This is a genomic window from Nonomuraea sp. NPDC049378 (assembly GCF_055586745.1).
Genome location: NZ_JBVJHP010000002.1, coordinates 309,499 through 323,028, shown reverse-complemented (window position 1 = coordinate 323,028; position 13,530 = coordinate 309,499). Strand labels below are relative to the sequence as shown.

Sequence of the window (13,530 nt, the reverse complement as noted above, 5' to 3'; positions counted from 1 at the left end):
TACTGGAGACTCCGCGCGATCATGTACGAGCTTCGGGATCCGGACGAGATGGCGGCCGAAGGGATGGCGTCGGATGTGGAGGAGTACTGCTTCCAGTTCTGGCCGATCCCCCGGCCGGCCTGATCGGCGCGCCGGCGTCAGGCGCTCGTGAGGATGACGAGCCGGCTGGTCGCCCGGGTCATGGCGACGTAGTGGTCGACCGCTCCTTCGACGCCCGTGCCGAACGCCTCCGGGTCGACGAGTACGACGAGGTCGAACTCGAGTCCCTTGGCCAGCTCCGGGGTCAGCGACCGGACGCGGGGCGCCTCCGGGAATGCGGGGTCGCCGATGACGCAGGCGGTCCCGTCGGCGTGGGCGGCGAGCCAGGTGTCGAGGATCGAGCCCAGATCCGCGGTGGATCCGTGGACGACGGGGACACCGCTGCTGCGGATGGAGGTCGGCACGTTGGCGTCCGGGAGTACGGCCCGGATGACCGGCTCGGCCTCCGCCATGATCTCTTCCGGCGTCCGGTAGTTGATGCTCAGCGAGGCCAGGTCGACGCGGTCGAGCCCGATCCGTCCGAGCCGTTCCTGCCACGACTCCGTGAACCCGTGCCTGGCCTGGGCGCGGTCCCCGACGATGGTGAAGCTCCTGGACGGGCAGCGCAGCAGCAACATCTGCCATTCCGCGTCGGTCAGTTCCTGGGCCTCGTCCACGACGATGTGGGCGAACGGGCCGGCGAGCAGGTCGGGTTCGGTGCCGGGCAGCGCGTCCTCGTCCACCAGGGCGTCCCGCAGGTCCTGTCCGTGCAGCATCGTCACGACGCCTTCGCCGTCGTCGTCGGCCTCGAGCAGGTGGTCGACGACGCCGGCCATGCGCTCGCGTTCGGCGGCGACGGACGCTTCCCTGCGGCGCCTCTGCCGTGACGCCTCCGGGTCGCCGAGCCGTTGCCGTGCCGCGTCGAGGAGCGGCAGGTCGGACACCGTCCAGGCCTGGGCGTTGTCGCGCTGGAGCCGCAGGACGTCTTCGCGGCCGAGCCAGGGGGCGCACTTCCGCAGGTAGGCCGGCACCGTCCACAGGTCTCCGACCAGGTCGGACGCCTCGATCAGCGGCCATGCGCGGTTGAAGGTCGTGAGGAGCTCCCTGTTCTGCAGCAGCGACCTGCGGAGCAGGTCGGGGGAGACGTCGCCGTCGTGCTTGCCGGCCAGGATCGTGAGCAGTTCCTCCCAGATCCGGTCACGGGCCTCGTTGTGCGGGGTGCCGGGTTCCGGCGCTTCGAACGCCTCGGCCCAGTCGTCGGCGCTCAGCCAGATGTCGGACCAGTGGGTCGTGACCGACATCCCCTCGGTGGGCGGGTTCTCGTAGAACCTGACGGCCGGCTCGATCGCCTTGACCAGGTCCGCGGACGACTTCAGGCGGGCCACCTCCGGGTCGGCCTCGATCGCCGCGGCGGCCCCCTCGGCGACGAGGTCCCGCAGGGTGCAGGTCTGTACGCCCTCCTCCCCGAGGCTGGGCAGCACGTCGGAGACGTAGGCCAGGTAGGGCTGGTGGGGGCCGACGAACAGCACGCCGCCCCGGCGGTGGCCGAGGCGCGGGTCGGAGTAGAGGAGGTAGGCGGATCGGTGCAGGGCGACGACGGTCTTGCCCGTGCCGGGACCGCCGTCGACGACGAGAGCGCCGCGGGATCCGGCGCGGATGATGGCGTCCTGGTCGGCCTGGATGGTGCCGAGCACGTCGCGCATCCGGGGCGAGCGGCTGCCGCCCAGGCTGGCGATGAAGGCGGACTGGTCGTCGAGCGCGGCGTGCCCGTCGATCTGGTCCGGGGTGAACACCTCGTCCCAGTAGTCGCTGATCCGGCCGCGGGTCCAGCGGTATCTCCGGCGGCTGGCCAGGCCCATCGGGTTGGCGTGGGTGGCGCCGAAGAACGGCTCGGCCGCGGGGGAGCGCCAGTCGATCAGCAGCCGGCGGCCGGCGCTGTCCGTGAGGCCGAGCCGTCCGACGTACACGGGCTCGGGGTTGTCCGCGCCGACCATGTGCCCGAGGCACAGGTCCAGGCCGAAGCGGCGCAGGGCGCGCAGGCGGGCGGTCAGCCGGTGGATCTCCAGGTCCCGGTCCAGCGCCTGCCGCCCCTTGCCGCCGGGGGCCCTGCGCTCGGCTTCGAGGCGGTCGGACAGTTCGGCGATCGACTGCTCGAGGCTCTCGGCGATGGCCGCGAAGTGCCGCTCGTCGCCGGCGATCAGCGCCGGGTCGGCCTTGGGGGCGAGGTGGCCCGGAAGGTCAAACGCGCTGGTGGTCAGCGGGTTCACGTCATCAGCTCCGATCTGAGGGTGCGCGGACCAACCCGTACGCCGGCGACGGCACCCGCACTTCGTGTCCCCCGTTCGCGCAGGGTGTTCTGGCCTTGGCCGACGATTGTGCGGCACGACCCGGGTCTTGCCGCAAGCCCCCCGCTGCGCTATAGGTTGAAAGTGGAAAGGAGCCGGAGTCCCCTTTCCACTCCTGATGACCTCTTCCGGTGTGCTTCAGAGCCGTATGTCGGCGGAGCGTGACGGCACGGCGTCGAGCGCGGCCAGCGTCGCGTCGTCGAAGGTGATGGCGCCGGCGGCGACGTTCGCCTCGAGGTGGACGGGGTTCGCGGTGCCGGGGATGAGCAGCACGTTCGGGGCGTGCCGGAGCAGCCAGGCGAGGCCGGCCTGTGACGGGGTGCAGCCGATGGACTCGGCCGCGTCGCGGACCGCCGGCTCGTCGGTCACCTTCGGCATCTGCGGGAATGCGCCGCCGAGCGGGAAGAACGGCACCCAGGCGATCCCCTCCTCGGCGCAGAGCCGGACCAGGTCCTCGTCGTCGCGCGTCGCGAGGCTGTACGCGTTCTGCACGCAGGCGATGCCCGCCGGGAGCGCCCTGCGCAGGCCGTCGAGGGTCACGCTGCCCAGGCCGATCGCGCCGATCTTGCCTTCGTCGCGCATCGCCGTCAGCACCGCGAGCTGGTCGTCGAGGTCGACCACCTGGTCACCTTCGGCCCGGATGCCGGGGCCGATGTCGAGCCGCCGGAGGTTCACGACGGGGAGCTGGTCGAGGCCGAGGCTCCTGAGGTTGTCCTCGACGCTCGCCCTGAGCTCCTCGGGACGCTGCGCGGTACGGAGCGGGAGGGGGCCGTCGGGGTCGGGGTCGGCGCCGATCTTGGTCACGACGACGACGCCGTCCTCGGGGCGGATGGCGTCGCGGATGAGCCCGTTGACGAAGCCGTCGCCGTAGAACTGGGCCGTGTCGATGTGGTCGATGCCGAGGTCGACGGCGCGGCGGAGCAGCGCGACGGCCGCGCTCCGGTCGCCGTGCAGGCGCTCGAGCTGCATCGCGCCGTAGCCGACCCGGGAGACGGTGTGGCCGGCGAGCCGGCCGGAGCCGCCGGGACGCGGGACGCCGGTGGCCGTGACGTCGAGCGACGAGGTGCCGGTTGGCATGGACAGCGCCGGCCGTCCTGTCCGCGCCCATGCCCGGCGCAACCGCGAGCGCCTCATCGCCGTCGCGCGGGCCACCTTCGCGGCCGCCGAGGGCTCCGTCTCGCTCGAGGGCATCGCCCGGGACGCCGGCGTCGGGATCGGCACGCTCTATCGCCACTTCCCCACCCGCGAGGCCCTCGTCGAGGCCGTCTACGCCGCCGAGCTCGACGACGTCACCGCGAGCGCCTCCACCCTGCTCGACGAGTCGCCGCCCGAGGTCGCGCTCCGCGCATGGATGGACCGTTACGCGGCGTTCGTCGCGACGAAGCGCGGGATGGTCGACACGCTCCGCGCCGGCTGGGCCTCCGGGCGGATCGCGACACCGACCACCAGGGAGCGCGTCACCGCCGCGCTCGGGATGATCCTCACGAGCGGCGCGCAGGCCGGCACGCTCCGCGCGGACGTCGATCCGGACGACGTCACCGCGATGCTCCTCGGGGTGTTCCTGTCCACGGCCGCGAGCGACAGGTGGGAGCAGACCGGCCGGCTGCTCGACCTGGTCATGGACGCGCTCCGCCCCTCGGGAGCGCCCACCCGGCCCCGCCCCGCCGGGGACGGACCCTAGTCGCTGCCGGTCACGAAACTCTGGATGGCGACCACGGCGCCGCCGCGGGCCCATTCACGGAAGTCGTCCGCCTCGATCACCACCTCGGCCGAGCCCGGCACGCCCCGGCGGTTCGCGGTGAGCGCCGCGTCGAGGTCGTCCTTGCCGACGCGGGCCAGTTCGACGCCCTCGCCCGCGAGGATCACGGTCTTCACCATGGAGATCGTCGTGATGTGCGCGATGAGCCTGCCAAGGGCCCGCGCGGCCTCGCGGACCACGCCCAGGCACACCTGGTCGCCGGCCGCGGCGCCCCGCATGACCTCCTCGTACGTCACCGCCCGCCGCAGCCCGAGCCCGGCGGAGATCTCGATCGAGTCGCTGGACAGGTACGCCGAGGCGCATCCGCGGTGACCTTCCGTGCACATGGGCCCGCCGGGGCTCAGCACCAGGTGGGCGAACATGCCCAGGTCGGCCTCGGCCGCGGCCACGAGGTGGTCGTGCACGATGAGGGCGTAGCCGATGCCCGCGCCGATCGTGACCAGCGCGAAGTCGCGCAGGCCGCGTCCGGCGCCGAACCAGTGGTGCTGGTGGGCCAGCGCGGCCACGTCGTTCTTGACCACGCACGGGCGGCCGAGAGCCTGCTCCATCAGTGGCTCCAGCGCCACCTGCCGCCAGCCGAGGAACGGCGCGTCGATCAGCCGTTCGCGGCCGACGGGCGCGGAGCTGCGGGCGTCCCCGCCGATCGTGACCCCGGCGGCGACAATCTGCGTCCCGCCAGTCCCGCCAGTCCCGCCAGTCCCGCCGGTCCTGCCGGTCCTGCCGGTCCCGCCGGTCCCGTCCGTCAGGCCGTCCAGCAGCCGCCTGGCCTGGTGGCAGACGGCGTCGGGGGAGTGGTCGGTGATCGGCTCGTCGCGGGCGGCGACGACGCCGGCGCGCAGGTCGGTGATGACGGTGTGGATCCGGTCGGCGGTCAGCTTGATGCCGAGGAAGCGGTGCTCGCTCGCCGCGACGTCGAGCGGGCGGGTCGGCCGGCCGTTGACGGGGTCGTGCACCACGTCGCCCTCGACGAGGAGGCCGGCGTCGACCAGGGGTCTGGTCAGCCTGGTCAGGCTGCCGGTCGACAGGTGCAGGGTCTTGGCCAGCGCGGTCCTGGACTGCGGGCCGTGGATGATGAGCTCCTTGACGATGGAGCGTGCGGCGTCGGGCAGGGCGTCCCACATGCCGAACCATCTTCGGGGCGCAACACCCTTCAACGCCAGCCTCCCCAGATTTGACTTTGCGATAAAGCTAACATGGCGGTCCGATGACGATCTCCGCACATCAGCATGGTCCGATTTGTTGACAAGTAGTGACATGCGCCTCACTTGTTCTCTAGGTTGACTTTGTCGCGAAGCTATCTTTGCTTCGCCCCGAAGGAGGCGTGGATGGGTTTCAGAAGGGTCTCCGGCTCGATCGCGGTGCTCGGCACGGCCGTACTCCTGGCCGCATGCTCGTCAGGCACGAACGAGAGCGCCGGCACGCAGGCGGCCGGGACCGGCCCGGTCACGCTGCAACACTGGTGCTGGAGCGCGGGCCAGAAGGAGAAGGTCGAGGCCTTCAACAAGGCCCATCCGGACATCCAGGTGCGGCTCACCGACGTCGGCGGCGGCACCGACACCGCGACCAAGCTGGTCACGGCGAGCCGGGCGGGCAACGCCCCCGACACCGCGTGCCTGGAATACCAGACGTTGCCCGCCATGATCGTGGCCGGCGCGCTCGCCGACATCGCCCCCCACACCGGCGACGTCAAGGAGGCCTTCAGCCCCGAGGTGTGGACGCTCACCAGCTTCGACGGCGCCGTCTACGGCGTCCCGCAGGACGTCGGGCCGATGGTGTTCGTCTACAACAAGGAACGGTTCGACGAGCTGAAGATCAAGCCGCCCGTCACCTGGCAGGATTTCGCGAAGCTCGCCGCCGACGTGCGCAAGAAGGACCCCGAGGCCTATCTCGCCACCTTCGCCCCCGCCGAGTTCGGCAACTTCGCCGGTCTCGCCCAGCAGGCCGGCGCGTCCTGGTGGAAGGTCCAGGACACGACCTGGACGGTCGGCATCGCCGACGCACCATCCCTGGAGGTGGCCGGCTTCTGGCAGGACCTCATCGACAGGGACCTGGTCAAGGCCGAGCCGCTGCTCACCCCCGAGTGGAACAACAAGCTCAACAAGGGCAAGATCCTCAGCTGGCCGAGCGCCCTGTGGGCTCCGGGCGTGCTGTACGGGATCGCGGAGGAGCAGGCCGGCGACTGGGCCATCGCGCCGCTGCCGCAGTGGAAGGAGGGCGACGACCGGGTGGCCTTCCAGGGCGGCAGCGCCATCACCGTCACCAAGGACTCCAAGCACGTCGAGGCCGCGGCCACGTTCGCCAAGTGGATGAACACCGACAAGACCGCCTACGACCTCCAGATCGCCGAGGGCGAATATCCGGCGTCGCTGGCCGGGCAGGAGGCGACGAGCAGCAGCGAGCCGCCGAAGCTGGTGTCCGGCCAGAAGGACTACTGGCAGGTCGCCGCCAAGGCCGCCCAGAGCACGATCCCGCACATCAGCTGGGGGCCGAACGTCAGCACCGCCGAGAGCGTGTTCAGGGACGCCGTGTCCGCCGCCGTCCGCGACGGGACGCCGCTGGCCGACGCGCTGAAGAAGACGCAGCAGGCCGTGGTCGACGACATGAAGTCCACGGGATTCAAGGTCGCCGGCTCATGACCGCCGGCACCGGCGCCCGCCGCAGGACGCGGGCGCCGTACCTGTTCGTCGCGCCGGCCGTCCTGCTGTTCGTGGCCTTCCTGGCGATCCCCATCGGGTACGCGCTCTACCTCAGCGTCCGCGGCCTGCGGCTGACCGGCAAGGGCATCTTCGGCACGCGCGAGGAGGTCTTCGTCGGGCTCGACAACTACGCCAGGACGCTGACCGACCCGGAGTTCTTCGCCGGCTTCGGCAGGCTCGCCCTCTACGGGCTGATCAGCGTGCCGCTGACGCTCGGGCTGGCGCTGCTGTTCGCGCTCTTGCTCGACTACGCGGGTGCGCGCGGCCGCCGGTTCTCGCGTACGGCGATCTTCCTGCCGTACGCCATCCCGGGCGTGACCGCCTCCCTGTTGTGGGGCTTCATGTACCTGCCCTCGACCAGCCCCTTCAGCTTCGTCACCCGGGAGCTGGGACTCGGCGAGATCCCGTTCCTGGGCGCGGGCGTCATCTACCCGTCGCTGGCCAACGTCGCGGTGTGGGGCGGCGTCGGCTTCAACATGATCATCATCTTCACGTCGCTGCGCGGCATTCCCGCGGAGCTGTACGACGCCGCCCGCATCGACGGCGCCTCGGAATGGCAGATCGCCTGGCGGGTCAAGATCCCGCTGGTGGCGCCCGCGCTCGTGCTCACCGGCCTGTTCGCGCTGATCGGCACCCTCCAGGTGTACGGCGAACCGACCACGCTCAGCCCGATGACCACGGAGATCTCCCAAGCGTGGGTGCCGCTGATGCAGATCTACCGTGACGCCTTCGTCCGCGACGACCTTCCGCTCGCCTCGGCCGCATCCGTCCTCCTGGCCGTGGGCACGCTCGTGGTGTCGGTCGTGCTGCTGAAGGTCACCCAGAGGCGGGCGTTCGGAGGGATGCAGTGAGGGCCGCCGCGCTCCCGCACCAGCGGGCCAAGCTCCTGCCCACCGTCGTGCTGCTGGTCGGGGCGTTCTACTGCCTGGTGCCGGTCGTGTGGGTGATCGTGGCCTCCACCAAGTCGAGCGCCGAGCTGTTCTCCACGTTCACCTTCGCGCCGGGGACGGGGCTGCTGGACAACCTGCGCGACCTGTTCGCCTTCGGCGACGGCCAATATCTGCGCTGGGCCGCCAACAGCGCGCTCTACGCGGGCGTCGGCGCCGCCGCGTCCACCCTGATCTCCACGCTGGCCGGCTACGGCATGGCGAAGTACGACTTCCGCGGCCGGAGCGTGCTGTTCTACGCGATCCTGGCCGGCGTGCTCGTGCCCGGCATGACCCTGGCGATCCCGCAGTACCTCATCATGTCGGAGACGAACCTGGTCGGCAGCCACTGGTCGGTCCTGCTGCCCAGCCTCATCTCCCCGTTCGGCATCTACCTGGCCCGCGTGTACGCCATGTCGTCGGTGCCGGACGCCACGCTGGAGGCGGCCAGGATCGACGGGGCGAGCGAATATCGCATCTTCGGCTCCATCGGGCTGCCCATGATGCTCCCCGGCATGGTGACGATCTTCATGCTGCAGTTCGTGGGCATCTGGAACAACTTCCTGCTGCCGTACATCATGCTGTCGGACCAGGGGAAGTTCCCGATCACCGTGGGCCTGTACACCCTGCTGGCCAAGGGCTCCTCCGAGCCCGCCCTCTACGGCCTGGCCATCGTGGGCGCCGCCGTGTCGGTGGTCCCGCTCGTCGCGCTGATGTTGTTCCTGCAGCGGTTCTGGCGGCTGGACCTGCTCAGCGGGGGGCTCAAAGGGTGATCACCGGCGCAGCCGCGCCCGACCTTCGCACCGCCTAGCAGAAAGCCGTTCATGCACCTGCATCACTTCAGAGCCGCCGGCGTGTCCGTGGTCCTGGAATGCCCGCCCGACGCTTTGCCCGCGCTCCTGTACTGGGGGCCGGATCTGGGCGCGCTCGGCGAGGACGCCCTCGGGCACCTCGCGGCCGAGTTGCGGCCTCGGGCCGACCAGACCGTGGAGGTTCCGGTGCGCACGGCGCTGGTCCCCGAGGGGCGTACCGGATGGATGGGCATGCCCGGTCTGTCCGGACATCACCAGGGGGAGAACTGGTCTCCCGCCTTCACCGCCGTCACCTATGAGCGGGCGGGCCAGGGCGTCACCGCGACCGCCACGGACTCCCGCGCCCGGCTCGACCTCACGATCACCGTCGAGCTCGACCCTTCAGGGTTGTTGCGCGCGCGGGCGGAGCTGCGTAACCGGCACGGGCTGCCGTACACGCTGGACGCGCTCAACCTCGTCCTGCCCGTGCCCGGCAACCCCACCGACCTGCTCGACCAGGCAGGACGGTGGTCCAAGGAACGTATCCCGCAGCGGCGGCCCCTGACCGTCGGCACCCACCTGCGCGAGAACCGGCGCGGCCGCACCGGAGCCGACGCGGCCACGGTGCTGCTCGCCACCACAGCGGGCACCGGCTTCCAGCGCGGCGAGGCGTGGGGCCTGCACGTCGGCTTCAGCGGCAACCACCGGCACTACGCCGAGCGCACCGCCACGGGCCGGACCATGCTCGGCGGGGGCGAGCTGCTGCTCCCCGGCGAAATCATCCTGCGGACCGGCGAGACGTACGAGAGTCCCTGGATCTACGCCACCTACGGCCGCGGTCTCGACGAGGCGGCCCGCCGCTTCCACGCCCACCTGCGCGCCCGCCCCTCCCATCCGCCCACGCCGCGGCCCGTCGTGCTCAACACGTGGGAGGCCGTCTACTTCGACCATGACCTGGACCGCCTGCTCGACCTCGCCGAGCGCGCGGCCAGGGTCGGGGCCGAGCGGTTCGTGCTCGACGACGGCTGGTTCACCGGCCGCCGCGACGACAGCGCCGGGCTCGGCGACTGGCACGTCGACGCGGACGTGTGGCCCGACGGGCTGCACCCGCTGGTCGAGCGGGTCAGGAAGCTCGGCATGGAGTTCGGGCTCTGGCTGGAGCCCGAGATGATCAACCCGGACTCCGGCCTGGCCCGTGCCCACCCCGAATGGATCCTGCAGACCGGCGACCGCCTCCCGCCGCCCGCCCGGCACCAGCAGGTCCTCGACCTCACCAACCCCGCCGCCTACTCCCACATCAAGGAACGGCTGCTCGCCCTGATCACCGAGTACGGCCTCGACTTCATCAAGTGGGACCACAACCGCGACCTCGTGGACGCCGGGTCCACGATCCGCGCGGGCCGCGCCTCGGTCCACGCCCAGACCCTGGCCGTCTACCGGCTGCTCGACGAGATCCGCGCCGCGCACCCCCGGCTGGAGATCGAGTCGTGCTCCTCCGGCGGCGCCCGCGTCGACCTCGGCATCCTGGAGCGCACCGACCGCGTGTGGGCCAGCGACTGCATCGACTCCGTCGAACGCCAGCAGATCATGCGCTGGACCGCCCAGCTGCTGCCGCCCGAGCTGGTCGGCAGCCACATCGGCGCTGGCCGCTCGCACAGCACCGGCCGCCGCCACGAGCTGTCGTTCCGCGCCGCGACGGCCTTCTTCGGCCACTACGGCATCGAGTGGGACCTCACCGCGCTCACCGACGCCGAGCTCGACGAGCTGGCCGGCTGGGTCTCCCTGCACAAGCGGCACCGGCACCTGCTGCACACCGGCACGATGGTCCGGCTGGACGACGCCCCGGAAGGCGTGCGGGCGCACGGCGTGGTCGCCCCGGACGCGAGCGAGGCCCTGTACGAGATCGCCGTGCTGGACCGCCCGGCCACCTGGCCGCCAGGATTCATCCGCCTTCCGGGCCTCGACCCGGACACCGTCTACCGCGTCCGCCCGCTCGTGCCCGTGACCTCACGCGGGGCCGCGCCCGCCTGGCTGTCCGGCGGCGCCGAGCTGCCCGGCTCGGCGCTGGCCGCCGCGGGCGTCGCCGTGCCGCCGCTGTTCCCCGAGCAGTCCGCCCTCCTCCACCTCCAGGCCGTGCCCCCGGCGTAGGGACCGTGCCGCCGCTGCCTGGTGGCGGCGTCAGGAGATGCGCAACATCGCGCGGCTGTTGTGCAGGATCCGGAAGCGCCCGTCGGGTCCCGGGTCGAGGAAGACGACCTCAAGGCGCTCCCCGCCGTGCTGCCCGACCTCGACGAAGCGGGAGCCGTCGAGCGCGGCCAGCGTCGTGACCGGGTTCGTGACCAGGGATTCGACGTAGCTGGAACGCGGGATCGTGGTCATCGTCAACACGTTCCGCCCGTCATGGCCGATCCTGATGGTGGCCAGTCCCATGTCGAAGTCGCCGACGTACGGGCGGTGGTCGAGGGGCGTCCCGGCCTCCGGAGGGCCGGCCGGCGCGGGGGCGCGCACGCCGGCCAGCTCCTCCAGCAGCGGATGGACGAGGTCGGCGTGGAACGCGTCGGCGGCGCCGCCGTTGGTGAGCAGGGCCACGGCCACGTCCGCTCCGGGGACCATGCGCAGGTAGGCCTTCTGCCCGATCGTCGCCCCTGAGTGGCCGGTGACCGTGCCGCCGTCCCAGTCGTGCACCTCCATGCCCAGCCCGTACGAGCGGGGGAAGGCGGACAGCGGCGGCGGCGTCACCTGCGGCGTGCTCATGGCCTCGACGGCGGCGCGCGAGAGCAGGCGTGTCCCGTCGGGGGCGAGCCCGTGGTTCAGGTGCAGGCGCGCGAACTCCAGCAGGTCCGTGGCGCTCATGGCCAGCCCGCCGGCCGGATCGAGCGCGCGCGGGAGCGACCAGACGGGAGCCGGGCCCGTCTCGACGTGGCCGACCGCCGCGCGGTGCATGATTGCCTGCTCCGGCAGCGTGACGACGGTTCCCAGCCCCAGCGGAGCGGCCAGCTGACGCTGTGTCACCTCGCCCCAGGCGCCCTCCCACAGCACCTCGACCAGGCGGCCGAGGACGACGAAACCGGCGTTGTTGTACGAGAACAGCGCGCCGGGCTCGGTCACCTTGGGCGCGCCGGACAGGTTGGCGACGAGGGCGGCCACGGCGTCCTCGTTCCTGCCGTAGTCGGTGAGGTCCTCTCCCGGGAATCCCGCGGTGTGCGTCAGCAGGTGGCGAGGGGTGACGGCCGCGGCGGCGCCCTCGTCGGCGAGCGCGAACTCCGGGAGGTGGTCGCGGATCGGCCGGTCGAGGTCCAGCCGTCCCTCGTCCACGAGCCGCATGACGAGCGTGGCCGTCCACGTCTTGGTGACGGATCCGATCTGGAAGACCGAGTCGGGGGTGGCCTCGACGCCGGTGCGGGTGTTGAGCACTCCTGTGGCCGTCTCGACGACGGCACCGTCATGCAGGACCGCGAGTGCGGCGCCGGGCACCCGGTGCCGGCCGGCCAGCGTGGCGAGGCGCTCGCGCAGGTCTGATGCGGTGATGGTCATGGCGATTCCCCCATGTCGATTGATCTCATATTTAAGACCATAGCCATAAATGGAGTCAATGGAGCGCTACGATTTCCGCGAGGACGATCGGAGGATGCCCGTGAGCGATGTCGGTGTGCTGCACCCGGTCCGGATCCGGCTGGCGCAGATCCTGGCCCTCGGCCCCCGCACCGGGACCCAACTGCGCCAGGCGTTGCCGGACGTCCCCTACAGCAGCCTCTACCGGCACATCCGGTGGCTGGTGGACGCGGGCGTCATCCGCGTCGTCGGCGAGCGCAAGGTGCGCGGAGCGGTCGAGCACACGTACGAGCTGGACGAGCGCGCCGTCCAGGGCGCGGTGCCCGATCCGGCGGGGTTGTCGACCGGTGACCACGAGCGGGCGGTGACCGCCTTCGTCACGGGCCTGATGGCGCAGGCGCACGCCTACCTGGAGGGCGACCCGGACGATCCGGTCGCCCAAGGGCTGACCTACACGTCCGTCCACGTGTGGGTGGACGACGACGAGCTGGCCCGGCTCCGCGCGCGCCTGCGCGACCTGATCGACCCCCTCGCGCACGCCACCCCCGGGCCGGGGCGGCGGCAGATCACCCTCGGCGTCGTCGCGATCCCGCAGCCGGGCGGCGCCGAGCCCGCCGACCCTACGGCGCGGTGAGCGGTTCGGCCTCGTACGCCTCGTGCAGCACCTCCACGAAGGACGGCGCCTCGGGCAGGGACACGGCACCGATCCGGTGCACGGCCAGCCCCGGCGTCCACGAGTTCATCACCACGGCGCCCGCCAGCGCCGGCAGGCCGGCGAGGGTGACCTCCTCGACGCGCTGGGGCACGCCGAGGCGGTCCAGCTGCCTGCGTACGATGCCCATCGTGGTCCCGGCCAGCATCTCGGCCTCGGGCCACACCACCGCCGAGCCGTCCCAGAAGGCCACGTTCCAGATCGAGCCCTCGCTGAGCCGCCCCCTGCGGTCGACGAAGGCGGCGTCGTCGAAGCCCTCGTCGACGGCCTGGCGCAGGTAATAGGTCTTGGCGGCCTCTCCGACCTGCTTCACGGCCGGCAGGAACCGTTCGTGCTCGATCGCCGCCAGGGCGAGCGGGCCCCGCGGGCCGGTCGAGGCGGGCCCGGTGCGTACGAGCAGCTCCGGCTCCACCTCGGGACCCGCCACGGTGAACTCGCCCGCCGGGGAGTAGACCGTGGCACTCAACGAGAGGTCGGCCGGCCCCGCCTCGACCGCCGCCCGCAGGCGGGCGCGCACCCGGTCGTCGGGCAGGGCCCGGCCGAACAACGTGAGCGAGGCGGAGCGTAGCCGGTCCAGGTGGAGGTCGAGCCCCCGCACCCGGCCGCCGCGCACCTGCATGGCGGTGAAGTGGGCGTAGCCGGCGAAGGCGAGCGGCGCCAGATCGCCGGCGCTCGCCGCGCGGCCGTCGCGTTGGACAACGAAGGAAGACATACGTCGCTCCAGCATGCTC

Annotated in this window: 11 protein-coding genes; 6 read left to right on the top strand and 5 right to left on the bottom strand. The window is 71.9% G+C overall.

The genetic code is table 11. The features are described from left to right. Positions 1-137: 137 nt before the first annotated feature. Together helR and ACZ6SA_RS06380 are read right to left on the bottom strand one after the other, a co-directional pair. Positions 138-2,285, bottom strand: a complete 2,148-nt coding sequence (helR, locus tag ACZ6SA_RS06385; RefSeq protein WP_465826902.1) for an RNA polymerase recycling motor ATPase HelR — start codon at positions 2,283-2,285, stop codon at positions 138-140. Between the two features lie 216 nt (positions 2,286-2,501). After that, a complete protein-coding gene (locus ACZ6SA_RS06380; protein ID WP_465826900.1) occupies positions 2,502-3,440 on the bottom strand; it encodes an aldo/keto reductase in 939 nt (312 codons plus the stop codon). Between ACZ6SA_RS06380 and ACZ6SA_RS06375 the strand changes: the two genes are divergently transcribed. Beyond that, on the top strand, positions 3,439-4,044 hold the full coding sequence (locus tag ACZ6SA_RS06375) for a TetR/AcrR family transcriptional regulator (protein ID WP_347649253.1): 606 nt from the start codon (positions 3,439-3,441) through the stop codon (positions 4,042-4,044). The genes ACZ6SA_RS06380 and ACZ6SA_RS06375 overlap by 2 nt on opposite strands. Here the strand turns inward: ACZ6SA_RS06375 and ACZ6SA_RS06370 are convergent. Next, positions 4,041-5,243 carry an ROK family protein gene (locus ACZ6SA_RS06370; RefSeq protein WP_465826899.1) on the bottom strand — a complete coding sequence of 401 codons (1,203 nt, stop codon included), beginning with the start codon at positions 5,241-5,243 and terminating at the stop codon, positions 4,041-4,043. The two genes, ACZ6SA_RS06375 and ACZ6SA_RS06370, sit on opposite strands and share 4 nt — an antisense overlap. A gap of 204 nt (positions 5,244-5,447) precedes the next feature. Between ACZ6SA_RS06370 and ACZ6SA_RS06365 the strand changes: the two genes are divergently transcribed. From ACZ6SA_RS06365 to ACZ6SA_RS06350, 4 genes are read left to right on the top strand one after another with little or no spacing between them, the layout of a single operon-like run. Beyond that, positions 5,448-6,758 (top strand): ABC transporter substrate-binding protein, encoded by a 1,311-nt coding sequence (locus ACZ6SA_RS06365; RefSeq protein ID WP_465826897.1) that lies wholly within the window; start codon positions 5,448-5,450, stop codon positions 6,756-6,758. After that, positions 6,755-7,669, top strand: a complete 915-nt coding sequence (locus ACZ6SA_RS06360) for a carbohydrate ABC transporter permease (protein ID WP_347649250.1) — start codon at positions 6,755-6,757, stop codon at positions 7,667-7,669. Before ACZ6SA_RS06365 ends, ACZ6SA_RS06360 begins: the two co-directional genes overlap by 4 nt. Continuing rightward, positions 7,666-8,517 carry a carbohydrate ABC transporter permease gene (locus tag ACZ6SA_RS06355; protein WP_347649249.1) on the top strand — a complete coding sequence of 284 codons (852 nt, stop codon included), beginning with the start codon at positions 7,666-7,668 and terminating at the stop codon, positions 8,515-8,517. Before ACZ6SA_RS06360 ends, ACZ6SA_RS06355 begins: the two co-directional genes overlap by 4 nt. A 51-nt stretch (positions 8,518-8,568) precedes the next feature. Continuing rightward, the gene (locus tag ACZ6SA_RS06350; RefSeq protein ID WP_465826896.1) at positions 8,569-10,683 is read left to right on the top strand and encodes an alpha-galactosidase; all 2,115 of its coding nucleotides are present in this window, start codon (positions 8,569-8,571) and stop codon (positions 10,681-10,683) included. 30 nt (positions 10,684-10,713) lie between these two features. Here the strand turns inward: ACZ6SA_RS06350 and ACZ6SA_RS06345 are convergent, their stop codons facing one another. Further along, positions 10,714-12,069 carry a serine hydrolase domain-containing protein gene (locus ACZ6SA_RS06345; RefSeq protein WP_465826894.1) on the bottom strand — a complete coding sequence of 452 codons (1,356 nt, stop codon included), beginning with the start codon at positions 12,067-12,069 and terminating at the stop codon, positions 10,714-10,716. Positions 12,070-12,169: 100 nt separating this feature from the next. Here ACZ6SA_RS06345 and ACZ6SA_RS06340 point away from each other — a divergent pair, with 100 nt between their 5' ends. Next, positions 12,170-12,721 (top strand): helix-turn-helix domain-containing protein, encoded by a 552-nt coding sequence (locus ACZ6SA_RS06340; protein WP_347649246.1) that lies wholly within the window; start codon positions 12,170-12,172, stop codon positions 12,719-12,721. On the opposite strand, the gene ACZ6SA_RS06335 is transcribed toward ACZ6SA_RS06340, so the two are convergent. Next, entirely contained in the window at positions 12,708-13,511 is an 804-nt protein-coding gene (locus ACZ6SA_RS06335; RefSeq protein ID WP_465826893.1) for an aminotransferase class IV family protein, read from the bottom strand. The genes ACZ6SA_RS06340 and ACZ6SA_RS06335 overlap by 14 nt on opposite strands. Positions 13,512-13,530 lie beyond the last annotated feature (19 nt).